Below are 26,124 nucleotides of genomic sequence, written 5' to 3'. Positions count from 1 at the left end.
AGCGTTCTCAGCCGGTCCGCGGTTTTACACCCGTTCGGGTCGGAATGAGCTGACCGCGTCCCCCGCGGGGGCGTCGGAGTTGCCGAACGGTTTCGCGATCGCCATGTACACCAACCCGATTCCCACCACCAATGCGCCGCTGAGGATCACGACGTAGTTGTCGTACCAAGGTGCGTCCGGCGTGCGCGGCCAGACCATGTTGACCATCGCCGCGACCCCGTACGCGAGGGCGGCGACGTTGATCGCCAGACCCCAGCGGTCGAGCGTGAACTCGCCCGACGGCACCCAGCCCTTGAGCCTGGCCCGCAACGCCGCGAACACGACCATCTGGAAGCCCAGGTAGATGCCGAGCGTCGCGAACGACACGATCTTGTCCAGCGCGTTCGTGGACAGCATCGACGCGAACACGATGACCGCGGGGATGATGCCGGCGAGCGCGAGCGCGTACGGCGGGATGTGCCGTTTCTGGTTGAACTTCGCGAGTGCCTTGTGCCCGAACAACATCTTGTCGCGGGCGTAGGAGTAGGTCAGCCGGGATGCCGCTGCCTGCAATGACATCGTGCAGGACAGGAACGAGATCAGCACGACGCCGATCACGATCTTGTAGCCGACCGGGCCGAACGCGTTGGTGAGGATGTTCGTGACCGGGTCGGCATCCTCGCCGGAGATCACCTTGCCGAAGTCCGGCACCGCCAGCAGCAGCGACAGACACGCGAACGTCGCCGCCGCGCCGCCGATGTAGATGGTGCGGCGCATGGCCTTCGGGATGACGCGGCCGGGATCCTTGACCTCCTCCGCGGTGTCACCGCAGGCCTCGAAGCCGTAGTACTGGTAGAGGCCGATGATGCCCGCCGCGAAGAACGCCGGCAGGTAGCTGCCGCTCTTCTCGGCGCCGAAGCTGTCGAAGATCACGCCCAGGCCGTGCACGCGGTTGTCGACGAGCAGCCAGATGCCGACGGCGAGCGCGCCGATGATCTCCGCGGCGAACCCGAAAATAGCCGCCCAGGACAAGACTTTCGTGCCCGCGTAGTTGATGAGCGTGGAGACGGCGATGATCGCGACCGCGCACAGCACGGTGTTGCCGGTGGTGGCGGTGTAGCCGAGAAGTGTTGCGAGGTAAGGACCTGCGCCGTAGCTGACGGACGCGATGGTGACCAGCAGGGCGATCATGTACACCCAGCCGGTCATCCACGCCCAGCGCTTGCCCCACAGGCGGCGTGCCCAGGGGTACACGCCGCCCGCGACCGGATACTGCGCGACGAGCTCGCCGAACACGAGCGCGACCAGGAACTGGCCCACGCCCGCGACGACGAAGCTCCAGATCATCGGCGGACCGCCCAGGGCGAGGGCGGTGCCGAACAACGTGTACGTGCTGACCACGGGGGACAGGTAGGTGAAGCCCAGCGAGAAGTTGGCCCAGGGGCTCATGTCCCGCCGGAACTCCGACGTGTACCCGAGGTCTTTCAGCCGATCTTCGGCGGTTGGAGCTGTCACTACGCCTCCCTGATCAGGTCGGCGGCGCGCTCTCCAATCATGAGGACCGTGACCATCGGGTTCACGGTCGGCATGGTGGGGAACACGGACGCGTCGACCACTCGCAGGCCTTCCAGCCCGATGACCTTGAGGTCACCGTCCACAACGGACCCGATCGCGCACGTGCCGGCCGGGTGGTAGACGGTGTGGGCGGCTCTGCGTCCGTACTCGGACAGGGCTTCGTCACTCCTGACGTCCGGTCCGGGGGCGATCTCCCGCTTGAGCCACGACTTCAGCGGCTCCTGCTCGGCGATCTTCCGCGCGATCCGGAAGCCGTCGACCAGCGTCTGCTCGTCGTAACCGTCCGGGTTGGTGAAGTACCCGAAGTCGAGCGCGGGCTTTTCCTTCGGGTCGTTGGACTTCAGCCACATGCGGCCCTTGCTGTGGGGCCTCGGGATGTTCGGCGTCATGCAGACCCCGTGCTCCACCGCCGGATAGCCGAGGCGTTCCGTGTTGGTGGTGAACGGGATCTGGTAGAAGTGGAACATCAGGTCCGGCCGCGGGTCGGAGGAGTCGCGGCGGATGAACAGGCCCGCGTCGGAGTCCATGACCGAGTTGGGCGGCAGCGGTTTCGTGGTCTCCCAGACGATGACCGACTCCGGGTGGTCGAGCAGGTTCTCGCCGACGCCGGGCAGGTCGTGCGCGACCTCGATGCCGATGCTCTGCAGGTGTTCCGCGTCGCCGACGCCGGAGAGGTTGAGCAGGCGGGGCGTGTCGATCGCGCCCGCGCAGAGCAGAACCTCTTTGGTGGCCTCGACATAGCCCTTGTCGGTGTGCACGCCGATCGCGCGGGTGCCGTCGAACTCGATCTTGCCGGCCCAGGTGTCGAGCAGCAGCGTCAGGTTCTTGCGGTCCAGGATCGGGTGCACGTAAGCGGTGGAGGCGCTCGACCGCTGGTTGTTCTTCTCCGGGTGGTAGGCGATCGAGAAGAAGCCGACGCCGTCCTCGAACGGCTTGGCGTTGAAGTCGTCGACCTCCGGGACGCTCACGGCCTCCTGCGCGGCGGTGACGAAGTCCTTCGCGATCGGGTTCCGGTCCTTCTCCTCGACCGGGATGATGTTGAGCGCGACCTTGTCGTAGTAAGGGCCGATCGCGTCCCACGTCCAGCCGTGGCCCCAGTCGTCGAAGTCCTGGGGCAGGGGGTTGAAGCAGATCAGCGTGTTGTGGCTGGAACAGCCGCCGAGCACCTTGGCGCGGCTGTGGTGGATGTGCGAGTTGCCGCGCGGCTGCTCGACCGTGGGGTAGTCGTAGTCGTACTCGGTTTCGAGCAGGTTGATCCAGTTGCGCAGGTTGAGGATCTTCTCGTCGCCGACGTCGGACGGACCGCCCTCGATGACCGCGACCGTCACGTTCTCGTCTTCGGTCAGTCTCGCGGCGAGCACACAGCCCGCCGTGCCGCCGCCGACGATCACGTAGTCAAATGCGGTCACTGGGTGGAGTCCTTTCGCGCGAACCAGTTCTGGGCTTGTGGCTTGAGGTTCTGGTAGACGTGCTTGGGCTCGGTGTACTCGTGCAGGCCCGCGGTGCCGAGCTCACGGCCGACGCCGGACCGCTTGAAGCCACCCCACTCGGCCTGCGGCAGGTACGGGCCGAACTCGTTGATCCAGACCGTGCCGTGGCGGAGCTTCTTCGCGACGCGCTGCGCCTTGTCGAGGTCCTGGCTCCAGACGCCGCCCGCGAGGCCGTAGTCCGTGTCGTTGCCGAGGAACGTGGCCTCGTCCTCGGTCTCGAAGCGCTCGGCGGTGATGATCGGGCCGAATGTCTCGTCCTGGACGAGCTTCATCTCGCGGGTGCAGTCCGCGTAGACGGTGGGGCGGAAGAAGAAACCGTTCCGCAGCTCGGCTTCCTCCGGTCGCTTGCCGCCGGCCTTGAGCGTGGCGCCCTCCTGCTTGGCGAGCTCGACGTAGCTCTCGACCTTGGCGCGGTGCTCGGCGCTGACCAGCGGTCCGGACTCGGTGTCCTCGTCGAAACCGTTGCCCAGCTTGATCCTGTCGGCCCGGCGCGCGACCTCGGTGACGAAGTCGTCGTAGATGCTGCTGTGCACGATGAGCCTGGTGCCGGACGAGCAGACCTGGCCCGCGTGGAAGAACGCGGCGGTGAGCGCGTAGTCGACGGCGGTGTCGATGTCCGCGTCCGCGAAGACGATGTTCGGGTTCTTGCCGCCGAGCTCGAGCGCGACCTTCTTCACCGTCCTGGCGGCGCTGGCCATGATCCGCTGGCCGGTGGCGAGGCTGCCGGTGAACGAGACGAGGTCGACGTCGGGGTGCTCGCTCAGCGGCGCGCCGACTTCGGGCCCGGTGCCGAGGATGAGGTTCGCGACGCCGTCGGGCAGGCCGGCCTCCTGCAGCAGCTCGAACAGCTTGATGGTGGTGAGCGGCGTGATCTCGCTGGGCTTCGCCACGAGCGTGTTGCCCGCGAGCAGGGCCGGGGCGATCTTCCAGGAGATCTGCAGCAGCGGGTAGTTCCAGGGCGCGATCATGCCGCAGACGCCGACGGGCTCGTAGTCGATGCGGCTGATGACGTCCGCCGGCGCGCCCTGGACGACCTTCGGGTGCAGCAGGCCGGCGAGGTTGCCGTAGTAGCGGAACACGGAGACGACGTCGTCCACGTCGATGCGGCTCTCGACCAGCGTTTTGCCGGTGTCGAGCGTCTCGGTGCGGGCGATGTCCTCCTTGTCGCGCTCCAGCAGGTCCGCGACGTGGTTGAGCACGGCGGCGCGGTGCTCGGGGAGCGCGTGCTGCCAGTCGCCGTGGTCGAAGGCGTTCCTGGCCTTCGCGATCGCGGCGAGGGCCTGGTCGCGGGTCTGCTCTTCGACCTCGGTGATGACGCTCTGGTCGAAGGGGTTGATGATCTGCCGCACCGGCGACACGGACTGCCTCCCTGTTTCGTGTGTCCACGAAGGACACTGGGGTATAGCCGGTCGCCGGTGGCGATAAACCGTGACGACCGTCGCTATCTGAGGTTCCTGCGCATGCGGGTGAACATGCGCGCGTTGCTCATTGCGATGATGCCAACGACATCTTCCGGGTTGTCACCGTCTCGATAGGTCGCGACGAACTTCCTGTCCTCGATGGACCCATCTTCGACGCGGACGTCGTTCGTCGCCCGTCCGATGAACTGGATTCGCACTCCGTACTGATCGGACCAGACATAGCCGCCGTTGGTGTGCGTGGCGACGGTCTCGCCGGCCAGCAAGTTGCGGGTGGCGATTTGCGCCTGTTCCGTGGCGGACGTCCAGTGCTCGGCGCGATGACCCGCGCAGTTCGCGACGTCGCCGACGGCCACGATGTTCTTCACGTTCGTGACACCGCCCGCGTCGCACACGACGCCGTTGTCGACCTTGACCGGTCCGCCCGCGAGCCAGTCCGTGGCCGGGCGCGTGCCGATGCCCGCGATGACGACGTCGGCGTCAACCTTGCGTCCATCTCCGAGGTTGATTTGGCCGTCAACGTTGACTGAGTCAACATTGATTCCAGTAATCAACGTTGATCCGTGGTCGCCGTGCAGCTGTCCACATGCACTGCCCATCTCGGCTCCCAGTACACGCGTGAGTGGCGTGGGGAGCGCCTCGACGACGGTGACGTCCTTGCCCAGGGCGCGCGCACTCGACGCGATCTCGGCGCCGATGAAGCCCGCGCCGATGACGCCGACGTGCTGGGCGTTGTTGATGGCGTCGCGGAGCTTGACGGCCTCGTCGAGGGTGCGCAGGACGTGTGTATTGGAGATCGTCCTCGGTATACCGCCGGTCGCGATGACGACGCCGTCGGCCGCGACCGTGGTGCCGTCGGCGAGCGCGATCTCCTGGGTGGAGAGCAGGCCGGTGGCCCTGCTGCCCAGTCGCCACTCGGCGTCGAGCGCGTCGAGGTCCTCCTGGTCGGCGAGCGGCACCGCCTCGACCTTGCCGAGGAGGAAGTCCTTCGAGAGAGGAGGCCGGTCGTAGGGGAGATGGATCTCGTCACCCACGATGACGATCCGTCCGTCGTACCCCTGCTGGCGCAGTGCCTGCGCCGACCTCAAACCGGCGAGCGAAGCGCCGATGATCGCGATCGTCCTCACGCCACGTCCTTGTTCACCTCGACATCGACATAGACCACTCCATCCTCCACAAAGACGGGATAGGTCTTCACCGGTCTTTTGGCGGGCAGACAAGTCGGCTCGCCGCTGCGAAGGTCGAAGGACGCGGCGTGCAGCGGGCACTCCACGAAGCAGCCTTCGAGCCATCCCTCGCTGAGGGAGGCGTCCTGATGGCTGCAGGTGTCGTCGATGGCGTAGAGGACCCCGTCGGCGTTGAACACCGCGATCGGGGCATGAGGGCCGACGATGCGCACCGCCTCTCCCGGGGGCAGGTCCATGAGAGCGCAGGCGCGGATCATCGTCGGGCCTCCGTTGCGTTACGCGGCACGCGTTCCGAATGACGCAACACAATGTGCGGCTCCGGCGACTTCTCGTCAAGAGGCCAGCAGGTTGTTTTGCCTGCCGGTTACTGTTGCGCGATGAGCAACTCCGACTCGGCAGCTCAGGTGCAGTCCGTCGACAGAGCCATCAGCGTGCTCGAACTACTGGCCCAGGGCGAGGCCGGTATCACCGAAATCGCAGGTGAGCTGGGTGTGCACAAGTCCACGGTGTCGAGACTCGTCTCCGTGCTGGAGGCGCGTGGCCTGGTCGAGCAGCTCGGGGAGAGAGGCAAGTACGCGATCGGTTTCGGCGTCGTCCGCCTGGCCGGTGCCGCCACCGGCCGCATGGACCTGACCAAGCTCGGCCAGCCCGTGTGCCAGACGCTCGCGGACTCGTTCGGCGAAACCGTCAACATCGCCGTGCACGACGCCGGAGTCGCCATCAACATCACCCAGGCCCGCGGCTCCGCGGCTGTGTCGGCCGTGAACTGGATCGGCCAGCGCACACCCCTGCACGCCACGTCGTCCGGCAAGGTCCTGCTCGCCTACCTGCCCTTGGACGAGCGCAAGCGGCTCGTGTCGTTACCGCTCGACTCGTACACCGAGAACACCGTCGTGGACGCTTCGCGGCTCTTGTCGGAACTGGAAGCGGTCGCGGAGCAGGGGTACGCGGCGTGCTACGAGGAGCTGGAACTCGGGTTGCACGCGGTGGCCGTGCCGGTGCGCGGGCACCGGGGTGAGGTCGTGGCGGCGATGAGCGCGTCCGGGCCGTCGTACCGGTTGTCGCGGGAACGGGTCGAGGAGATCGTTCCCGCGATGTCGTCGGCCGCGCAGGAGCTCTCGGCGCAGCTCGGCTACTTCGCCGGCTGACCCCACGGCGGGACGTAGGCCCAGTCGGCGAGGTTCGGCCAGGAGGTGCGGAGGCGTTCGGCGAGCGTGCCGCCGAACGCCACCGACTGCTCGTGCGAGGCGTAGACGAGCCAGTCGAGGGTGTCGTCGGTCCAGTAGCCCTCGGCTCCGTCGTAGGTCGGTACGAGCAGCTCCAGGTCGAGCCGTGCCCCCGGATCGCCGAACTCGCGGATCTCGGTCACCCTGCGCACGCCGAGGGCCGCCAGTGCCTCGCGGACCAGCTCGATCCCACCGCCGTCCCACATCGCGAGCGAGTCGAGCACGAGCACGTCCTCCGGGACGTCCTCGCTGATCAGCGGGTGCCACAGGGTCTGGTGCACGCCCCACCTCCGCTCCAGGCCGCGACGCCACCCCGCCGCTTCCTCGTCGCTGAAGACGCGGCGGTACGGCAGCGGCTCGACGTCGACGTCCGATGAGACCAGCCAACCCTTGATCGCCCGGCGGAACAGCTCGCGCTCGGCGGCGCCCGCCTCGGTCGCGATCGGGTCGCGATCCGTGGTGAAGATCGACTGCGCCGTCGAGGCGGCGATGGAGAGGGTCGACGCGACCTGGCTCAGCGGTGGCAGGTCCTCGGGGTCGAGGCGCTCGACCGCGCTCAGCATCGCGTTCACGACGTGGAACCGGGGGAAGATCCGCTTCTCTTCTTCGGTGTAACCGGGGTGTGCGCCGTTGAGGCTGGGCATCTTGGGAGCCCTGGCGGCCTCGGCGTGCAGCTTGTCGGTGCGGCTCATCAGGTACCTGCGCGCCATCGTGTGCAGGGTCGCGGACTCCATGTGCGGATTGTGCGCGACGGCGGCAGCCTCTAGCTGCTCATTTTGAGCTTGGCCGGTGCCCTGATCCGCCAAGCTTCCTCGATCAGCTCGGCCAGCTGGCTCTCGTCGACCTTCTCCAGGTCGACGAGGATCGAGCCGTGGCCGTCGTAGTGCGGCGTCGTGTAGAACGCCGGGTCGCCGCTCGCCAGCAGCGAGGCCTTCTCGTCGAGGTCGCACAGGAGCATGAGCCCGCCCTCCGCCTCGGACCGCAGCCGGGCGAACCCCTTGCCGGCGACCTTCAGCGACGGGGTCCGGTACCAGGTGGACTCCTCCACCTCGGGCAGGCGCTTGGCGGTGTCGACGACTTCGTCCCAGGTAGGCATGCGATCCATGGTGGAGGCCTGACTGGCCGGACGCCTTGTACGAATGGAAGCCCCGCCCGAATTCGGTCGCGGACTCGGTGCCTTCGCCCCCACGATTTTCCCCATGCCGTACATCCCGGGGCTGGAGCTGTCCGGCCGCTTCTACCGCGAGGCCGTCCGTCCGTTGCTGGAGCGGCATTTTCCCGGACTGGTCCACACAGCGGCGTTGATCGGGCCTGGCTCCGAGGTCCTGGGGTTCGACACCGAGCAGTCGACCGACCACGACTGGGGGCCGCGGTTGCAGCTGTTCCTGGCCGCTGACGATCTTGGGCACGCCGCCGCGCTACGGGACGTGCTGGCCAGGGAGCTCCCCGCCACCATCGCCGGGTACTCGACGAACCTGGTGCCGACGGGTGAGCGCGGAACGTTGCACATGCGGCCGCCGGATGGGCCTGTTCAGCACGGCGTCGTCGTCGCCGAGCCCGGGGAGTGGCTGGCCGGTCTGCTCGGCTTCGACCCGTTCGGCGAGGTCGACTGGCTGGTGCCCAGCCAGCTGTTCGCCGAGGTCACCGGCGGCGCGGTCTTCCACGACGGGCTGGGGCTCGAAGCTGTGCGGCGGAAGCTGGCCTGGTATCCGGACGACGTGTGGTGTCAGGTCATGGCCGGGCACTGGCGGCGCATCGGCGAGGAGGACTCGTTCATGGGCCGCAGCGGTGACGTCGGTGACGAGCTCGGGTCCGCCGTCATCGCCGCGCGCCTGGTCCGCGAGCTGATGTGCCTGTGCCTGCTGCTCGGCCGCGTCTACCCGCCGTACGGCAAGTGGTTCGGCACCGCCTTCGCTCACCTGCCCTGCGGGCCGGCGCTGGGGCCGGTGCTCACGGCGGTGCTGGCGGCCACCGACTGGCGGACTCGGGAGCGGTACCTGGTGGAGGCGTACGAGTTCGTCGCACGTCTCCACAACGAAGCCGGGCTGACTGAGCCGGTAGATCCCAGCACCCGTCTGTTCCACGACCGGCCGTACCGGGTTCTGGGCACCGAGCGGTTCGTGGACGCGCTGAACCTCCCTCAATGCCCGGTTTCACCGAGCGTCAAACCCCGGATGCCCGAACGGCGGTATTGACAGCAGGACGCACTGGACGCACCTTGTTGCAGATAGCGGAACAGGTTCCGTTCCGCGCAACGGCGGCGAAGGGGTGTTCCAGATGCCTGGAGAGGTGCCTCGCGTGGTGCTCGTGGGGGCGGGGATCGTCGGTTGTGCGCTGGCCGACGAGCTCACCGAACGGGGATTCACCGACGTCACGGTGCTGGACCAGGCCCAGTGGCTCGCCGCCGGCGGTTCCAGCAGCCACGCGCCGGGGCTCGTGTTCCAGACGAACTCCTGCCGGAGCATGACGGCCTTCGCGCGCTACACCGTCGAGAAGTACACCGGGCTCGGGTGCTTCGACCAGATCGGCGGGTTGGAGATCGCCACGACCGAGACGCGCTTGGCCGACCTCGCGCGGCGGCACGGGTGGGCCACGTCGTGGGGTGTGGAGAGCCGGCTGATCGACGCGGACGAGGTGGCGGCGCTGCACCCGCTGGTCGACCGGGACAAGGTGCTGGGCGGGTTCCTGATTCCGAGCGACGGGCTCGCGAAGCCCGTGCTGGCGGCGGAGATCCAGGCGCGGCGGGCGATCGAGCGCGGGGCGCGGTTCGAGTTCGGGCAGAAGGTCGTCGCGGTCGAGACCGCCGGGGGCCGGGTCACCGGGGTGCGGACCGAGACCGACAGCTACCCCGCAGACATCGTCGTGTCGTGCGCGGGGATGTGGGGGCCGGTGCTGGGGGAGATGGTCGGGCTGACCATTCCGCTGGTGCCGATGGCGCACCAGTACGCGTTCACGGGAGATGTGGTGGCCGCGGCGGGCGGTTCGGCGGCGATCAGCACGGAATCCTTGGCGCGGCAGCCGATCCTGCGGCATCAAGACGCGGATCTCTACTTCCGTTCCCACGGCGAGGCGCTCGGAATCGGGGCGTACGGCCACCGTCCCATGCCCATCGCGGCGCGCGACATCACCGGGTCCGAGGAGCCGTTCACCAAGGAGGACTTCGAGCCGTCCTGGGATGCGGCCGTCGAGCTGATCCCGTCGCTCGCCGAGGCCGGGCTCGATCGCGGGTTCAACGGGCTGTTCTCGTTCACCAGCGACGGGATGCCGTTGCTCGGGGAACACCCCGGGCTGCCGGGGTTCTGGGTCGCGGAGGCGGTGTGGATCACGCACTCCGCCGGTGTGGCCAAGGCGATGGCCGAGTGGATCGTCGACGGGCAACCGGAGCTCGACCTGCACTCCAGCGACCTGAACCGGTTCGAGCAGGTGCAGCTGGCGCCGGACTACGTGCTGGAACGCAGCTGCCAGAACTTCGTCGAGGTCTACGACGTGCTGCATCCGTTGCAGCCCATGGAAAGCCCGCGGCCGATCCGCACGAGCCCGTTCTACGAACGCCAGAAAGCGTTGGGCGCGTTCTTCCTGGAGGCGTCCGGGTGGGAGCGGCCGCACTGGTACGAGGCCAACGCGTCGCTGCCCGAGGTCGCGGAAGTGCCGGAGCGCGGGGAGTGGGCCAGCCGGTACTGGTCGCCGATCTGCGGTGCCGAGGCGTTGGTGACGCGCAAGCGCGTGGCGATGTTCGACATGACACCGTTGAAGCGGCTGGAGGTCAGCGGGCCGGGAGCGCTGGAGTTCCTGCAGCGCATGACGACCAACAACCTCAACCGCAAGCCCGGCGCCGTGGTCTACACGCTGCTGCTGGACGAGACGGGCGGCGTGCGCAGCGACCTCACGATCGCGCGCCTCGACCACACCACGTTCCAGGTCGGCGCGAACGGCAACCTCGACCTCGCGTGGCTCACCAAGCACGCGCCGGACGACGTCTTCCTCCGGGACATCACGGCCGGCACGTGCTGCATCGGCCTGTGGGGACCGTTGGCGCGCGACCTCGTGGAGCGGATCCCGAACACGCTGGACACGGCCAAGGGCTACTTCACCGGGCAGAAGGCGTTCATCAAGAACGTTCCGGTGACCGCGCTGCGACTGTCCTATGTGGGCGAGCTCGGCTGGGAGCTGTACACGACGGCGGACCTCGGTCCGAAGCTCTGGGACACGTTGTGGGAGGCGGGCCAGGAGCTCGGCGTCATCGCGGCCGGGCGCGGCGCGTTCACCAGTCTGCGGCTGGAGAAGGGTTATCGGTCGTGGGGCGCTGACATGACCGACGAGCACGACCCGTTCGAGGCAGGGCTCGGGTTCGCCGTGCGCAAGGACAAGGACTTCCTCGGCAAGGAGGCGCTCGACAAGCGCACGAGCGACAAGAAGCTCACCTGCCTCACCATCGACGACCCGCACAGCGTCGTCATGGGCAGCGAACCCGTTTACCACCAGGGGAAGCCGGTCGGGTACGTCACGAGCGCGGCCTACGGCTACACCACTGGGCTGAACATCGCCTACGCGTGGTTGCCCGAGGGCGTCGACGAGGTGGAGATCGAGTACTTCGGCGAGCGCGTCAAGGCGCGTGCGGCGCAGGAGCCGTTGTTCGACCCGGAGATGAAGCGGCTCCGGGGGTGATGTACGACGTCATCGTCATCGGGCTCGGCGGCATGGGCAGTGCCGCCGCGTACCGGCTCGCCCAGCGCGGGAAACGCGTGCTGGGACTGGACAAGCACACGGCCGTGCACGCGCACGGGTCGAGCCACGGCGGGTCGCGGATCACGCGGCAGGCCTACTTCGAGGACCCGGCGTACGTGCCGTTGCTGCTGCGAGCGCACGAGATGTGGGACCAGATCGAGCACGACAGCGGCGAGCACGTCTTCCACCGCGTCGGCGGGATTCTGGTCGGTGCAAAGGAAAGCCGCACGATCAGCGGCAGCCGGGTGAGCGCCGAGCAGTACGGGCTGAAGCACGAACTGCTTGACGCGCACCAGATCCGGGCCCGCTTCCCCACGATGCACCCGGCTGACGACGAGGTCGCGCTCTTCGAGGCTGGAGCAGGCCTCGTCGTACCGGAGAAGTCGGTGAAGGCGCACCTCGACCTGGCCGTGAAGGCCGGTGCCGAGCTGCACTTCGAGGAACCCGTCACGCACTGGGAAGCCGGCACGGTCACGACGACGAAAGACCGTTACGAGGCCGAGCACGTCGTCGTGTGCCCGGGACCGTGGGCGCCGGAGTTGTTGCGAGACCTCGAGATCACGTTCGAGGTCGAACGTCAGGTCCAGTTCTTCTTCACCCCGAAGGAGAACTTCACCGGCCACCCGGTCTACATCTGGGAACGGGAAGGCACCTTCTACGGCTTTCCCGAGCTCGACGGCGCGGTGAAGATCGCGATCTTCGGCGAGGGCGAGACCTGCACACCCGACACGATCGACCGCACGGTCCACGACCACGAGGTCCGGCACATCACGGACTACGTGCAACCCAGAATGCCCGGGATCACGGGCACCTTCCAGCGAGCCGCCACCTGCATGTTCACCAACACCGCGGACGGGCACTTCGTCATCGCGAAACACCCCGGCCACGACAACGTGACAGTGGCGTGCGGCTTTTCCGGGCACGGCTTCAAGTTCGTGCCCGTCGTCGGCGAGATCCTGGCCGACCTCGTCACAGACGGGGCCACCCGGCACCCGATCGCCCTTTTCGACCCTGCTCGCCTGAGAGGCCACGCATGACCGGCAGCCTGATCTCCACCCTTGAGGGCCGCTACTACACCGACCCGGGCATCTTCGCGCAGGAGCAAGCCGCCATCTTCGAGAAGATGTGGTTCTGCGCGGTCAAGTCGGGCGACCTCGCGAACCCCGGCGACTTCCGCACCGTGCAGGTGGGGCGGGAGAGCGTGCTGATCGCGCGGGACCGCCACGGCGCGCTCAACGCGTTCCTCAACGTCTGCCGGCACCGCGGCGCGCGCATCTGCGTCGACGAGGCGGGCAGCGTCAAGCGGGCGTTCCAGTGCCCGTACCACGCGTGGACGTACGCGTTGGACGGCAAGCTGATCGCCGCGCCGAACCTCACCTCGATGCCGGACGTCGACCGCGTCGAGTACGGGCTGACGAAAGTGCACCTCAGGGAATGGCTCGGCTACGCCTGGGTCAACCTCGCCGACGACCCGCCGAGCTTCGAGGACGACGTGCTGTCAGCTGTGACGGAACGCCTCGGCTCGCTCGAGGGCATCGACGGCTACGAGATCGACCAGTTGTCCGTGGGCAAACGAATCGTCTACGACGTCAAGGCCAACTGGAAGCTGATCATCGAGAACTTCATGGAGTGCTACCACTGCGCGACGATCCACCCCGAGCTCACCGAGGTGCTGCCCGAGTTCGCCGACGGCTACGCCGCGCAGTACTACGTCGGGCACGGCGCGGAGTTCGGTGACGAGATCAAGGGCTTCACCGTCGACGGCAGCGAGGGCTTCGAAAAACTTGCGGCCCTGGAAGAGGATCGCGACCGGAAGTACTACGCGATCACCATCAAGCCGCAGGTTTTCATCAACCTCGTGCCGGACCACGTGATCCTGCACCGGATGTACCCGGTCGCGGTCGACAGGACGATCGTCGAGTGCGATTGGTTGTACGCAAAGGAAGTGGTCGACACCGGGCGTGACGTCTCTCGCTCGGTCGAGCTGTTCCACCGGGTGAACGAGCAGGACTTCGAAGCCTGTGAGCGTTGTCAACCCGCGATGTCCTCTCGTGCGTACGCGCGCGGAGGAGTGTTGGTGCCCTCTGAGCACCACATCGGCGGGTTCCACGAGTGGCTCGTCCAGAAACTGGAATCAGCCGACTAGGGGATCGACTGGTCACCCGTGCACGCGAAAGCTTGCACGGGTGATGGAGCAGACGGACTTCTTGCTCCCGGACGGGGAGCACGATCTCCTCCGCCGCATCCGGCAGCTGGCCGAGCGGGCGGAACGGACGGCGCACAACAGGTCCAACTTCGTTGGCCCGCCGCCGTCGCAGGAGCACCTGGACATCCTCGCTGAGATCAGAGCCCTCACCGAGGAGATGACCACGGCGACGTCAAGAACAGACAGACGGGCCGAGGCATTGCCCCGGCCCGCCAGACCTGCGGATGACTTGGTGCCAAACGGTTAGCGGCGCTGGCCGCGCACCATCTTGACGAGGCCCTTCATCGTCTCCTCGAGCCCGGAGCCGAACGGGTTGTCGTGCACCAGGTACGTCCACGTCGAGCTCGGGCGCTTCACGCCGGAGTCCGACAGGTCGTAGCCGTCGTCGGTGATCTTCGCGGCCTCGTACTTGTCCGAGGCCTGCTCCCACGACTCCGGCACGATCTTGTTGAACGCCGGGATGGCCTCGCGGTGGAACTCGTCGAGCGGGTTCTGCCGGGCCAGCGCGCGCAGGTGGATGCCCTCGCGCAGGTCCGACAGGAACGTGAGGTGGTGCGTCCACAGGTCGTCGAGGTAGAAGAGCGTGATCTTGCGGGCGGCGTCACCGGCCACCTCGTCGGACACGCCTTCCTTCTCGCCGAGCTTCTCGAGCGCCGCGTCCGTCCTCAGCACCACGTCGCGGTGCTTGAGCAGCAGGTCGCGCTGGTGCTCGATGAGCTTGTTGTAGCGCCACGTGTTGCGGTGGATCTCCAGGTTCACGCCCTCGGCGACGCGCTGCGCGTGCTCGAAGGTGTAGATCAGGCCCTTGTCCTCGACCAGGCCGGTGCCGTCCACTTCGGACGGATCCTCGGCGTCGGGCGCGTACTGGGTGATGAGCTCGTCGTGCAGCGAGGAGAAGAACACCGAGCCGCCGGGGTCGCCCTGACGTCCGGCGCGGCCGCGCAGCTGGTCGTCCAGGCGTGAGGACGAGTGCCGGCCCGTGCCGATCACGTACAGGCCGCCCAGCTCGGCGATCCGGTCGTGGTCCTCGCCCTCGTGGCCACCGAGACGGATGTCCGTACCGCGACCGGCCATCTGCGTGGAGACCGTGATGCGCTGGTACGAGCCGGCGTCGGCGATGATCGACGCTTCCTCGGCGTCGTTCTTCGCGTTCAGCACCACGCACTCGATGTCGGCGTCGCGCAGCTTGGAGGAGATCCGCTCGGACTCCGCGACGTCGAGCGTGCCGACGAGGATCGGCCGCCCGGTCTCGTGGACCTTCTTGATCTCCTCGACGATCGCGTCTTCCTTCTGCTCCAGCGTCGCGTAGAGGCGGAAGTGCTCGTCCTCGCGGATGTTCTCCTTGTTCGGCGGGATCACGAGCACCTCGAGCTCGTAGAACTCGCGCAGGGTCTCCGCGACGGCGACCGCGGTACCGGTCATGCCGCAGCGCGTCGGGTAGCGGGAGATCAGCGCCTGCACCGTCATCGAGTCGAGGATCTCGCCGGACTCCGTGGTCTGGACGTTCTCCTTGGCCTCGACCGCGGCCTGCAGACCGTCCGGCCAGCGCTGCAGCTTCGCGACACGGCCACGCGTGTCGTTGATCAGGTGCACCTTGCCGTCGCGCACGATGTAGTCCACGTCGCGGTGCAGCAGCACCTGCGCGTGCAGGGCGACGTTCACCTTCGACAGCGTGGACGTGACGTGCTCCTGCGAGTACAGGTCGATCTCGCCGAGCGCGCGCTCGACGGCCTCGGAGCCCGCACCCGTGAGGAAGACGTTGCGCTCCTCGTCGTCGATCTCGTAGTGCAGGTTCTGGCGCAGGCGCTTCACCAGGTCCGCGATCACGGGGTCGGCGGCCTCGGCGCTGGTCGAACCGGCGAGCACGAGCGGCACGCGGGCCTCGTCGACGAGCACCGAGTCGGCCTCGTCGATCAGCGCCACCTGCTGCTCGGGGACGATCAGGTCCTCGGGCTTCGTGACGATCCGGTCGCGCAGGATGTCGAAGCCGATCTCGCTGACCGGTGCGTACGTGACCTCGCACTGGTAGGCCTCGCGGCGCTCCTCGGTCTTCGAGCCGCCGTTGAGCCAGCCGACCGTGACGCCGAGCAGCCGGTACAGCGGCCCCATCCACTCCGCGTCGCGCTGGGCGAGGTAGTCGTTGACGCTGACCACGTGGACGCGCTTGCCCTTGATGGCGAACCCGGCCGCGGCCATGGCGCCGGCGAGCGTCTTGCCCTCACCGGTGGCCATCTCGACGACGAGCCCGCTGAGCATGCCCAGCGCGCCCAGCACCTGCACGTCGAACGGACGCTGCCCGATCGCGCGCTCGGCGGCCTCTCGCGTGAGAGCCACCAGCTCCGGGTCGTCGCTCTCCTCGCGCAGCTTCGCGGCGTGTGCCGTCAGCTCCTCGTCGCTGAACGCCTTGAAGGTGTCCGCGTGTTTCTCCACGTCCTTCAGCAGTGCCGAGAACGGGGCGAGGTCAACCGACGCCGGTTTCTGCGCGAACCGGCGCATCCGCTGCTTGAAGCGCGCCATGAGAGTGGTCACGACGCAGCAACGTACGGCATCGCCTCAGGGTTCCGCAGAGGTCTTGACAGTGAAGGATCGATTTGTCCGGTTCATCCGTCGAACTGGGTCTCGCGGGAGACCTTCTCCCAGAGCTCGAGCTCGGCTTTGACCTGGTTGAGGTGGTCCAGGATGCCGCCGGTGGCGTCCGCGCCGAGTGGCAGCCTGAGCGGGGTCTCGGCGGCGTCGAGGGCGGTGAGGATGGCTTGGGCGGCCTTGTCGGGGTCGCCGGGCTGCTTGCCCGCGGTCGCCTCGACCATCTGCCGGGTCTTGCCCGCGGAGTCGGCGTAGATCTCGGTGTCGGCGGAGCCGCTGCCGTTCTCGAACAGGCTCGTGCGGAACGCGCCCGGTTCGACGATGAGGACTTTGATGCCGAACGACTTGACCTCGTCGGCCAGGGCCTCTGATAGCCCTTCGAGGGCGCACTTGGTGGCGCTGTACGCACCGAAGCCCGCAAACGACAGCTGGCCGCCGATGCTGCTCATCTGCACGATGGCGCCTTCTTTGCGTGCGCGCATATGAGGCAGAACGGCACGCGTCAGCGCGGCCGGACCGAACAGGTGGACGTCGAAGAGCGACCGCAGCTCCTCGTCGGTGGTCTCCTCGACGGCGCCCACGTGGGTGCGGCCCGCGTTGTTGACGAGGACGTCGATGCGGCCTTCTTCGGCGATGACGTTGGCGACCATGGTCCCGATGGCGTCGTGGTCGGTCACGTCGAGCTGGACCGGGACGACGTGGCGCGGGTGGGCGCGGACGAGGTCGTCCAACGTTTCGGTGCGGCGGGCGGTGGCTACTACTTTGTCGCCTGCCGCGATCGCGGCTTCGGCGATGGCGCGGCCGAAGCCGCTGTTGGCGCCGGTGATGAGCCAGACCTTCTCGGACACGCGCTTCCCCCGATTCAGGTTTGAGTTCTGAACCAAGGGTTACCAGAGGTGCTGGGGTCAAACGGTGATGAGCGGGACCTTCGCCCCGGCGGCGTCGGCGAGCTTGCCGAGATCGCCCGGATCTGAGGTGAGCACGGCACAGTTGTGGCTCAACGCGGCGATGACGACCGCCGCGTCCACGACGTCCGACGTGCCGGCCAGCGCGAGCAGCCTGCCGACCGCTTCCGCCACGTCGTCGGTGAACGGGACCGGTTTGCACATCCGGCGCAGCATCGCCACGGGCGCCTGCCGGGCGCTGCCACGCCACACCTGAGCGAGCACGACGGCCGGAAGCAGGGCGCGGGTGCCGTTGTCCAGGGCGTCTCGGCAGGCGCCGTAAACGCGGCCGCGTGGGTTGCCTTCGACGTGGATCAACGCACCCGCGTCCAGGACGATGCCCCGAGTGCTCACCTGGCCTGCCTTTCGTCCGGCAGCCCGAGAAGTCGTGCCAGCGCGGCTTGCCGCGCCGCGGTGTCCGCCGCGGACTCGGGCGTGCCGACGCCGGCGGCTGCCAGTTCCTCGCGGATCTGCTCCAGCTCGGCCTGGTCCGGTTCGCCGTAGTGCGACGCGTAGTCCTCGGCTGCCGCCTGGGCCTCGGCCAGGTCGGCCGCCGCGGCCGCCGCCTCCGTGAGCCACGCGGACAGCGGCATCCCTGCCCGGTCCGCGGCGAGCCTCGCCCTGGCGACCACTACGCCGGGCATCGACACGCTCAACTTCTCCACCGCCATGTTTCTCATGGTAGCTCGCTTGGTGCTACTAGGGTAGCACCAAGCGAGCCGGGGTCAAACGACCTTGTGCGTCTCGGGCAGCTTGAGCGCCGAGAACAACGTGGCCAGACCCATCAGGCACAGGAACGCGGACACCGACATCGACGTGCCCGTCGCTCCGAGCAGCGCGGTCATGATGAACGGCGTGCCGCCGCTGACCAGGATCGACGCCAGCTGGTAGGCGAGCGAGGCGCCCGAGTAGCGGACGTGCGGCTCGAACAGCTCTCCCAGGTACGCGGCGATCGGGCCGTAGACGAGGGAGGACGCTATGCCTCCGACCGTCGCGGCCACGAACAGCAGGACGAGCGACCCCGTGTCGACGAGCAGGAAGTACGGGAACGCCCACACCGTCAGCCCGATCGCGCCCGCGATGATCAGCGGCCGCCGGCCCATGCGGTCGGAGGCGTGGCCCGCCCAGAGGATCACCGGGATGCTCACGATCGACGACAGCAGGCTGACGATCAGCACCGACTCGCGGCTGAGGCCGAGGGTCGAGGTGGCGTAGGAGAGGACGCCCGCGATCGAGACGTAGAAGATCGCGTTGGAGGCGAACATCAGGCCCGCGCCGAGCAGGATCGCCTTGCGGTGGGTGCGCAGGGCCTCCTTCAGCGGTGCGGGAGCCGGTGCGTCCGCGCGCTTGGCTTGCAGCTCGCGGAATACCGGGCTGTCCTCGACCTTCATCTGGATGAAGAGCACCACAGGGAAGAGGAGTGCGGACGCGAGGAACGGCACGCGCCACCCCCACGACGCGAACGCCGCCGGCGAGAGGGATGTGGTGGCGCTGATGAAGGCGATGTTGCCGAGCAGCACGCCGATCGGGACGCCCGCCTGACCGAACGTGCCCGCGAAGCCCCGGCGGTTCGGCCCCGCCGACTCGGTGAGGAGCAGGACGACGCCGCCCCACTGGCCGCCGACCGCGATGCCCTGCAGGAAACGCAGGAGCACCAGGAGAATCGGTGCGCCGACGCCGATGGACGCCGTCGTGGGCAGGACGCCGATGAGGAACGTCGCGGCGGCCATCAGCGCGAGGCAGATGACCAGTGCGGGTTTGCGGCCGACCTTGTCACCGACGTGGCCGAAGACCAGGCCGCCGATCGGGCGCGCGATGAAGCCCGCCCAGAACGTGCTGAAGCTCAGCAGCAGCGCCACGATCGGCGTCGCCTCGGGGAAGAACAGTTTGGGGAAAACCAGGGCCGCGGCGGTCGCGTAGATGAAGAAGTCGTACCACTCGAGGGAGCTTCCCACGAGTCCGGCTGCCATCAGCCTGCGCAGGGTCTTCTGTTCCGGGGCAACACTGACCACGGCGTCTCCCTTACCAGGTGTCGATGAACGGGCGTTTCTTCCCCTTGTGCTGTCGGGAAGTCGTGGGGGCGAGCGCGGTGGCGATCCAGCGGCGGGTGTCGGCCGGGTCGATCACGTCGTCGATCTCGAAGACACTGGCGACGTTCAGCGCTTTGCCGTGTTCGTACGCTGCTTCGACCATCTGGTCGTAGCGCAGCTTGCGTTCTTGCGGGTCGTCGATGGCCTCGAGTTCTCTCTTGAAGCCGAGTTTCACGGCGCCTTCGAGACCCATCGGGCCGAACTCGCCGGTGGGCCAGGAGAGGGCGAACTGCGGAACCTTGAGGCTGCCTCCTGCCATGGCTTGGGCGCCCAGGCCGTACGCCTTGCGGAGGATGACCAGTCCGAAGGGGACGGTGAGGTTGGCGCCCGTCACGACCATGCGGGTCAGGTGGCGGACGGTGGCCGTGCGTTCGGCTTCGGGGCCGACCATGAAGCCCGGGGTGTCGGTGAGGGAGACGACCGGGATGTCGAAGGCGTCCGCCAGTTGGAGGAAGCGGGCGCACTTGTCGGCTGCGTCGGCGTCGATCGCGCCGCCCAGGATGTTCGGGTCGTTGGCGATCAGGGCTATCGCGCGGCCTTCTACGCGGATGAGGGCGGTGACGATGGCCTTGCCGAAGCCCTTGCGGATTTCCAGAACGCTGTCGGTGTCGGCGAGGGTGTCGATGACCTTGCGGATGTCGTAGGCGCGGAGGCGGTTCTCGGGGATGGCGTGGCGGAGGAGGCGCTGATCGGCGCACCGAAAATTGTCGGTGTCGTCTGGGATAATTGAATCAAGGGGTCCCCCTTCGCGGGGGACGCCTGCGGGAGCTTGGAAGTAGGAGAGGTACTTCTTCGCCACCGCGACGGCCTCTTCCTCCGACGCCACCGCGATGTCCACCACGCCGTTGGGGATCTGGACGTCCAGCGGCCCGATCTCCTCCGGCCGGAAGACGCCCAGGCCGCCTCCCTCGATCATCGCCGGCCCGCCCATGCCGATGTTCGCGCCCTCGACGGCGATGATCACGTCGCACGTGCCGAGCAGCACCGCGTTGCCCGCGAAGCATCGTCCCGCGACCACGCCGACCAGCGGAACCTGGCCGCTCAACGTCGCGAACGCGTGGAACGAGCCGCAGTCCAGGCCGCTGACCATGCTGTGGTCGGTGTCGCCGGGACGTCCACCGCCGCCCTCCGCGAACAGGACCACCGGCAGGTTCTCCTGCTGGGCCAACGCGAAGAGTCGGTCCTTCTTCTGGTGGTTGCGCAAGCCCTGCGTGCCGGCGAGCACCGCGTAGTCGTAGGACATCGCCACGATCCGTTGGCCGTTGACGACGCCGATGCCCGCGACCATGCCGTCGGCGGGCGTGCGTTCGATCAACTCCGGAAGCGACCGGCGGGCGCGTTGGGCGGCGATCGCCAGGCCGCCGTACTCGACGAAGTCGGTGCAGAGATCGGCGATGTTCTCGCGGGCCGTCCGGCCGCCGGTGGCGTGACGGCGGGCCTCTGACTCGGGGCGGGAGAAGTCGTGTCGTGCCAGCACTTCGGCCAGGTCCGGGCGAACCTCGTCCAGATCGACCTGAAGAGAGTCCTCAGTGGACTCGCCGACACCGGACGCGAGGAGCTGGCCCTCGGAGACCGTGTCGCCGACCGACACGAGCACGTCACCGGACACCCGGACCACGTGCTGCATCTTCATCGCTTCCAGCACGACGGAGTCAGCGGACACGTCCACGACAGTGCCCGCCAACGGAGCCCGCATGCCGTCAACCGGTTCCTCGACCACGAAGTCTGTGGTGGCGCCGACGATGTCCTGAGCCAGCAACGACGAGAGGAAGTCCAGGTTCGTCGAGACGCCCTCGACGCGGAACTCGCGCAACGCACGACGAGCGCGGTTCAGGGCCACGTCGAGGTCTTCGCCGTGCGTCACGAGCTTCGCGAGCAGGCCGTCGTAACGGGTTCCGACCCGATAGCCGACGTAGCCGTGGGTGTCGACGCGCACGCCAGGACCGGAAGGCAACGCGAACGAAGACAGCACCCCGCCGGAAGTCTGGTTCACGCGCACCTGCACGGCCGAACCTCGGTCAAAGGGCGTGTAGTCGACGTCGCCGCCCCAAGCCAGCAGCAGCTGCGTGCGCACCAAGTCCACACCGGACACCATCTCCGTCACGGTGTGCTCGACCTGCAGCCGCGGGTTCGCCTCCATGAAGTAGAAGGAGTCGCCGGCCACCAGGAACTCGACCGTGCCGACGCCGGTGTACCCGACAGCGGAGGCCAGTGAGGCGGCGGCCGAGTGCAAAGCCTTGCGCAGCACCGGATCCAGCAGGGGAGCGGGCGCGATCTCCACGACCTTCTGGTGCCGCAGCTGCAGCGAACAGTCGCGGTCGCCGATCACCGAGGTTCCCACGAGCTGGACCTCGATGTGCCGGGCGGAGGGCATCAACCGTTCGAGGTAGACGTCCCCGACCCCGAACGCCGCGAGCGCCTCCGCCCGGCACGCCTCGACAGCGCTGTCGAGGTCCTCGGGCGCGTACACCGCCCGCATGCCCTTGCCGCCGCCACCCAGAACGGCCTTGACCATCACTGGGAACTCGCCGGGCACAGCGTCCAGTACGGGGATGCCCAGCGACGCGGCCAGCTCCCTGGCCCGCCGCTTGTCGCCCAGCAGTTCCAGCACCTCGGGAGACGGTCCGACGAACGTCAGCCCGCGCGCCGCACAAGCCCGCGCGAATGAGGCGTTCTCGGACAGGAATCCCCACCCCGGATGCACCGCGACACACCCGGCGGCGGCGTCCAAGATCTGTGAGACGTCCAGATAAGGCGAGGGTCCACGCAGTGCGACCGCACGGTCCGCGAGCGTGACGTGGAGCGAGGAAGCGTCGTCCTCCGCGTACACCGCCACAGTGCGAATACCCAGGTCAGCAGCCGCGCGCAGCACGCGGACGGCGACCTCACCCCGGTTGGCGACGAGCAGCACGGCAATCCTCCTGAGCGACCGCTTAGTATGTGACGGCGGTCGCATGTTGCCATCTGAAGTCAACGGAAGTCCATACGGAACCGATCGGGGGGTTGAGGCGTCCACGGAACGCTTCACCGCTTTCGGGCGATTCAGCAGGCAGACTTCCCCGCAAAGTTGCGAGTGGCTTCAGGAGGCCGCAGTGGTGTTCAAGAGGATGATGCGCGCGTTCGGCGTGGGCGGGCCGACTGTCGACACGGTGCTGACCAACCCGAACGTGCGTCCGGGCGAGCTGCTCAGTGGTGAGGTGCGCATCGCCGGTGGCGACCACCCCGCCGAGATCGACCACGTCACGCTCGCGCTGCTCACCCGCGTCGAGGTCGAGAGCGGCGACAACGAGTACAACACCAACATGGAGTTCCACAAGTTCTCCGTGGGACAGCGGATCGTCGCCCAGCCGCACCAGAACCTCTCGCTGCCGTTCCAGATCCCGGTGCCGTTCGAGTGCCCGCTCAACGTGGTCGGCGGCATGCAGCTGTCCGGCATGCAGCTGGGCCTGCGCACCGAGCTCGAGGTCCGCGGCGCGGTCGACCCCGGTGACCTCGACCCGATCTGGGTGCACCCGCTGCCGTCGCAAGACGCGGTGCTGCAGGCGTTCGGGCAGATGGGTTTCCGCTTCACCAAGGCGGACAACGAGCGCGGCCGCATCTACGGCGTGCCGCAGGAGCTGCCCTTCTACCAGGAGATCGAGTTCTACCCGCCGCCGCAGTTCTCCGGCCGCCTCAAGCAGGTCGAGCTGACCTTCGTCACGACGCCGCACGAGCTGCACGTGGTGCTGGAGGCCGACAAGCGCGCCGGGCTGCTGCGCGCGGGCGGCGACGCCTACGGTCGTTTCGCGGTCTCGCACCAGCAGGCCGTCGCCACCGACTGGACCGCGACCATCAACCAGTGGATGGCTCAGGTCTCCGGTAGCCGCTGGTAGTCCACGCCGCTAGCCTCCACGTACTTGATCAAGTACGTGGAGGCTTTGCCGTGCGGGGACTTGCCGTGGTGAGCGTGGTGTCAGGCCTGATCTTCAGCGCGGCCCCCGCGATCGCCTCACCCGGACCCGTGCTGCTGGCCGACGCGAACCGCGACGGCAGGGTCGGCTGGGCCGACCGGACGGGCAAGGATCCCGCGATCTTCCTGCCCAACCTCGACGACGACGCGAAGCGCTGCCAGGTCACCGAGGCCGACCTGCGCGACGAGGAGCTCGCGGTCGACGAGCGGCTCGTGGCGTGCAACGACGCGCAGGACGACGTCGTGAACGGACCGCTCGACGCCGAGGACTTCGCGCCGCTGCGGATCATGCCGGGCAGGGCCACAAAGGACACCACGCTCTCGCTCGGTCCCGGTGAGGGCAGGTACGCCAGGCTGTGGATCAAGCACGCCGGCACGTGGGCGTCCCTCGGCGACAGCGGCACGATCACCGCTCAAGACCTCCGCAACGGCGCCGAGTTCGGGCTGGAGGGCCGCGATGTCGTGCGAGACAAGGCCGTCTGGAACGGCGTCGTCACGGTGTCGCTCGGCACGACCTCGGTGCGGTTGCGGGTGGCGCCGCTGATCCTGCAGAGCGACCTGAAACCGCCGCGCCAGGTGCTCACCTCTCGTCCAGGACCCCGCGACTACGACTTCGGGTACGACAAGTTCCTCGCGGACCTCAAGAAGGCCGCGCCCGAAACGACCACCCACGACAACGCGGATCCGTGGTTCCAGGACATGTTCGAACCCACCACGGCGAGCATGCCCGGCCCCACCGGGCCGAAGATCATCCGAATCCTGTTGCGCAGCCCCAACTACAAGCCCGCGCGCGAGGACTGGGACGGCCCGCACCCGGCGATGCTGCGCGTGGGCGGCCGGGTGGTGTTCAGCGCGCTGCGCGGCCCGGACGTCGGTGTCGTGCAGCAGTACACGACCCAGCGCGACGTCACGACCAGCCGCGACACGCTCAACTCCACCGGCAACTTCGAGAGCCTGCCGCCCTACCGCGGCTTCCCGCTCGGCAGGCCGCTGTACGGGAGCACGCCCGAGGGCAGGCCGGATCCGACGTTCACCAAGCTGATCGACTCCCAGTACGCGGATCCGGTCGTGATCGACACGTCGTGGCTGATCGTGGGCCACGCAGACGAGACCGTGCACGTCATCCCGGCCCGCAACGCGCGCGGCTGGACGTTGATGGTCGCTGATCCGAGGCTCGCGATCAGCCTGCTGCGCCAGGCGTCGAAGGACGGCCACGGCGGCGAGATGCTGTTCAACGACCTGCCACACGGCTGGGACTTCTCGATCGACCGGTCGCTGGCCGAACAGTGGTTCACCGAGCCGAACGAGATCGCGGCCGGGCACCTGGACGCGCAGGTCGCCGTGCTGCTGAAGGAAACCGGGCTCACCGAACGTGATCTCGTCCGCGTGCCCGTGCTGTTCGAGCAGCCCCAGCCGGATCGGCTCAGGCGCGAGCTGAGGGAGGCACCTCAACAGAGGCTCGTCACCTTCTCACCGGGCATCCCGAACGGAATCTCGCTCGACGGCAACATCTTCGGCGCACCGGAACCGCACGGACCGCGCATCAACGGCACCGACCTCTTCAAAACAGTCACCGAACAAGCGCTTGCGGGCACTCCGGTGCAGGTCAAGTGGATCGAGGACTGGGAGTTCGCGCACGAGCGGCAGGGCGAGGTGCACTGCGTCACCAACGCGCTGCACGACCCGACCAGGGCCGATTGGTGGAGCCGGTAGTTCTCGCGCTGCGGACCGTGACGATCGACGGGATGATTTTCTGAGAGATCCCCGTGAGCAGCGGGGAGAAGCGGAGGAGGCGTCCGTGACCATCGAGAGCATTCTCGGCGCACTCATCATCGGCCTGATCCTGGGCTTCCTGGGCAAGCTGTTCGCGCCCGGCAAGCAGAACATCCCGATCTGGCTGACCCTGCTGGTCGGCATCGCGGCCGCGTTCATCGGGTCGTGGATCGCGCGGCTGCTCGGGGTGCAGGACACGCCGGGCATCGACTGGATCGAGGTGATCGTCCAGATCATCGTCGCCGCGGTCGGTGTCTCGGTCGTGGCCGGCATGTACGGCCGCAAGTCGGTCAGTTAGGCCGGACCATCCTGAGGACGAGGTCGGCGTACAGCGCGCCGATCTCGTCCGGGGTCCGCTTCCCGCCGGGCTGGTACCAGCGCGCGACGTCGATGCACAGCGACAGCACGGCCAGCGTCGCGCCCTTCAGGTCCGGCACGTCGAAGGTGCCCTCCTCGACGCCGTCCGCGATGAACGACCGCATCGTCGAGTCGATCTGCCGGCGCAGCTCCGCCACCTCCGCGTGGTGTTCCGGGGAGAGCGCGCCGAGCTCGTACTGCACCACCCGCGCGGTCGTGTGGAACTCCGCGTGCCAGCTCGCGAACGACTTCACCGCGTTGTGCAGCCGTTCCGTCGCGTCACGGCCTTCGATCGACGACAGCGCGGTGAGTGACAGTTCGTGGCCCACGCGGGAGATGTTGAAGAGAAGCTCCTCTTTGGACCGGTAGTGGATGTACACCGCGGCGGGGGACATTCCGGCCAGAGAGGCGATGTCACGCGTGGTCGTGGCGTGATACCCCTTGCCTGCGAACGCGTGCGCTGCTGCGATGAGCATGCGGCGGGCGGCATCCGGCGTGACGGCGCGCCAGGTCTCGTCGAGCAGCGCGAACTCGTCCAGTCCGGTCGTCGTCATGGGCCCGCTCCTCGCGTGTTGACAGGTGATGAATCGTACTGCACGCTAAGCGGGCGCTTAGCGCTAAG

General features: G+C 67.9%; 22 protein-coding genes. 8 read left to right on the top strand and 14 right to left on the bottom strand.

Going from position 1 to position 26,124, the window contains the following annotated elements; translation table 11 throughout:
- Positions 1–24 precede the first annotated feature (24 nt).
- From AB0M24_RS34740 to AB0M24_RS34720, 5 genes are all read right to left on the bottom strand, one after another.
- Positions 25–1,494 (bottom strand): APC family permease, encoded by a 1,470-nt coding sequence (locus AB0M24_RS34740; RefSeq protein WP_363777704.1) that lies wholly within the window; start codon positions 1,492–1,494, stop codon positions 25–27.
- Positions 1,494–2,963, bottom strand: coding sequence for a GMC oxidoreductase (locus AB0M24_RS34735; RefSeq protein WP_363777703.1), 1,470 nt, complete (start codon positions 2,961–2,963; stop codon positions 1,494–1,496). Before AB0M24_RS34735 ends, AB0M24_RS34740 begins: the two co-directional genes overlap by 1 nt.
- On the bottom strand, positions 2,960–4,402 hold the full coding sequence (locus AB0M24_RS34730; protein ID WP_363777702.1) for an aldehyde dehydrogenase family protein: 1,443 nt from the start codon (positions 4,400–4,402) through the stop codon (positions 2,960–2,962). Before AB0M24_RS34730 ends, AB0M24_RS34735 begins: the two co-directional genes overlap by 4 nt.
- An 83-nt stretch (positions 4,403–4,485) precedes the next feature.
- Complete coding sequence (locus tag AB0M24_RS34725) at positions 4,486–5,589, bottom strand: FAD-dependent oxidoreductase (RefSeq protein WP_363777701.1); 1,104 nt, start codon at positions 5,587–5,589, stop codon at positions 4,486–4,488.
- On the bottom strand, positions 5,586–5,906 hold the full coding sequence (locus AB0M24_RS34720; RefSeq protein ID WP_363777700.1) for a bifunctional 3-phenylpropionate/cinnamic acid dioxygenase ferredoxin subunit: 321 nt from the start codon (positions 5,904–5,906) through the stop codon (positions 5,586–5,588). The genes AB0M24_RS34725 and AB0M24_RS34720 overlap by 4 nt, the downstream gene beginning before the upstream one ends.
- A 120-nt stretch (positions 5,907–6,026) precedes the next feature.
- Between AB0M24_RS34720 and AB0M24_RS34715 the strand changes: the two genes are divergently transcribed.
- Positions 6,027–6,797, top strand: coding sequence for an IclR family transcriptional regulator (locus AB0M24_RS34715; protein WP_363777699.1), 771 nt, complete (start codon positions 6,027–6,029; stop codon positions 6,795–6,797).
- Here the strand turns inward: AB0M24_RS34715 and AB0M24_RS34710 are convergent.
- Together AB0M24_RS34710 and AB0M24_RS34705 are read right to left on the bottom strand one after the other, a co-directional pair.
- Positions 6,782–7,609 (bottom strand): hypothetical protein, encoded by an 828-nt coding sequence (locus AB0M24_RS34710; RefSeq protein ID WP_363777698.1) that lies wholly within the window; start codon positions 7,607–7,609, stop codon positions 6,782–6,784. The two genes, AB0M24_RS34715 and AB0M24_RS34710, sit on opposite strands and share 16 nt — an antisense overlap.
- A 29-nt stretch (positions 7,610–7,638) precedes the next feature.
- On the bottom strand, positions 7,639–7,971 hold the full coding sequence (locus AB0M24_RS34705) for an MmcQ/YjbR family DNA-binding protein (RefSeq protein WP_363777697.1): 333 nt from the start codon (positions 7,969–7,971) through the stop codon (positions 7,639–7,641).
- A gap of 103 nt (positions 7,972–8,074) precedes the next feature.
- Here AB0M24_RS34705 and AB0M24_RS34700 point away from each other — a divergent pair, with 103 nt between their 5' ends.
- From AB0M24_RS34700 to AB0M24_RS34685, 4 genes are all read left to right on the top strand, one after another.
- Positions 8,075–9,070 (top strand): DUF4037 domain-containing protein, encoded by a 996-nt coding sequence (locus AB0M24_RS34700; protein WP_363777696.1) that lies wholly within the window; start codon positions 8,075–8,077, stop codon positions 9,068–9,070.
- 82 nt (positions 9,071–9,152) lie between these two features.
- Positions 9,153–11,540 (top strand): FAD-dependent oxidoreductase, encoded by a 2,388-nt coding sequence (locus AB0M24_RS34695; RefSeq protein ID WP_363777695.1) that lies wholly within the window; start codon positions 9,153–9,155, stop codon positions 11,538–11,540.
- On the top strand, positions 11,540–12,637 hold the full coding sequence (gene solA / locus AB0M24_RS34690) for an N-methyl-L-tryptophan oxidase (RefSeq protein ID WP_363777694.1): 1,098 nt from the start codon (positions 11,540–11,542) through the stop codon (positions 12,635–12,637). Before AB0M24_RS34695 ends, solA begins: the two co-directional genes overlap by 1 nt.
- A complete protein-coding gene (locus AB0M24_RS34685; RefSeq protein WP_363777693.1) occupies positions 12,634–13,746 on the top strand; it encodes an aromatic ring-hydroxylating dioxygenase subunit alpha in 1,113 nt (370 codons plus the stop codon). Before solA ends, AB0M24_RS34685 begins: the two co-directional genes overlap by 4 nt.
- Positions 13,747–14,049: 303 nt before the next feature.
- On the opposite strand, the gene secA2 is transcribed toward AB0M24_RS34685, so the two are convergent.
- The 6 genes from secA2 to AB0M24_RS34655 form a co-directional block, all read right to left on the bottom strand.
- A complete protein-coding gene (gene secA2 / locus AB0M24_RS34680) occupies positions 14,050–16,335 on the bottom strand; it encodes an accessory Sec system translocase SecA2 (protein ID WP_363777692.1) in 2,286 nt (761 codons plus the stop codon).
- 71 nt (positions 16,336–16,406) lie between these two features.
- Positions 16,407–17,237: an oxidoreductase gene (locus AB0M24_RS34675; protein WP_363777691.1), complete on the bottom strand. Its 831-nt coding sequence runs from the start codon at positions 17,235–17,237 to the stop codon at positions 16,407–16,409.
- A gap of 57 nt (positions 17,238–17,294) precedes the next feature.
- Positions 17,295–17,687: a PIN domain-containing protein gene (locus tag AB0M24_RS34670; RefSeq protein ID WP_363777690.1), complete on the bottom strand. Its 393-nt coding sequence runs from the start codon at positions 17,685–17,687 to the stop codon at positions 17,295–17,297.
- Positions 17,684–18,004 (bottom strand): hypothetical protein, encoded by a 321-nt coding sequence (locus AB0M24_RS34665; protein WP_363777689.1) that lies wholly within the window; start codon positions 18,002–18,004, stop codon positions 17,684–17,686. Before AB0M24_RS34665 ends, AB0M24_RS34670 begins: the two co-directional genes overlap by 4 nt.
- Positions 18,005–18,058: 54 nt before the next feature.
- Positions 18,059–19,345: an MFS transporter gene (locus AB0M24_RS34660; RefSeq protein ID WP_363777688.1), complete on the bottom strand. Its 1,287-nt coding sequence runs from the start codon at positions 19,343–19,345 to the stop codon at positions 18,059–18,061.
- A gap of 10 nt (positions 19,346–19,355) precedes the next feature.
- The gene (locus AB0M24_RS34655; RefSeq protein ID WP_363777687.1) at positions 19,356–22,334 is read right to left on the bottom strand and encodes a carboxyl transferase domain-containing protein; all 2,979 of its coding nucleotides are present in this window, start codon (positions 22,332–22,334) and stop codon (positions 19,356–19,358) included.
- Between the two features lie 181 nt (positions 22,335–22,515).
- On the opposite strand from AB0M24_RS34655, the gene AB0M24_RS34650 reads away from it, so the two are divergent.
- The 3 genes from AB0M24_RS34650 to AB0M24_RS34640 all read left to right on the top strand — a co-directional run bounded on the left by AB0M24_RS34650 (position 22,516) and on the right by AB0M24_RS34640 (position 25,443).
- Positions 22,516–23,295 carry a sporulation protein gene (locus AB0M24_RS34650; protein WP_363777686.1) on the top strand — a complete coding sequence of 260 codons (780 nt, stop codon included), beginning with the start codon at positions 22,516–22,518 and terminating at the stop codon, positions 23,293–23,295.
- Between the two features lie 50 nt (positions 23,296–23,345).
- On the top strand, positions 23,346–25,085 hold the full coding sequence (locus AB0M24_RS34645) for a protein-arginine deiminase family protein (RefSeq protein ID WP_363777685.1): 1,740 nt from the start codon (positions 23,346–23,348) through the stop codon (positions 25,083–25,085).
- 85 nt (positions 25,086–25,170) lie between these two features.
- Positions 25,171–25,443 carry a GlsB/YeaQ/YmgE family stress response membrane protein gene (locus AB0M24_RS34640; RefSeq protein WP_363777684.1) on the top strand — a complete coding sequence of 91 codons (273 nt, stop codon included), beginning with the start codon at positions 25,171–25,173 and terminating at the stop codon, positions 25,441–25,443.
- On the opposite strand, the gene AB0M24_RS34635 is transcribed toward AB0M24_RS34640, so the two are convergent.
- Positions 25,436–26,056 (bottom strand): TetR/AcrR family transcriptional regulator, encoded by a 621-nt coding sequence (locus AB0M24_RS34635; protein ID WP_363777683.1) that lies wholly within the window; start codon positions 26,054–26,056, stop codon positions 25,436–25,438. The two genes, AB0M24_RS34640 and AB0M24_RS34635, sit on opposite strands and share 8 nt — an antisense overlap.
- Positions 26,057–26,124: the final 68 nt, after the last annotated feature.

It is taken from the genome of Lentzea sp. NPDC051838 (genome assembly GCF_040681245.1).
GTDB lineage: Bacteria > Actinomycetota > Actinomycetes > Mycobacteriales > Pseudonocardiaceae > Lentzea.
This window is presented reverse-complemented; position numbering and strand designations above follow the sequence as displayed.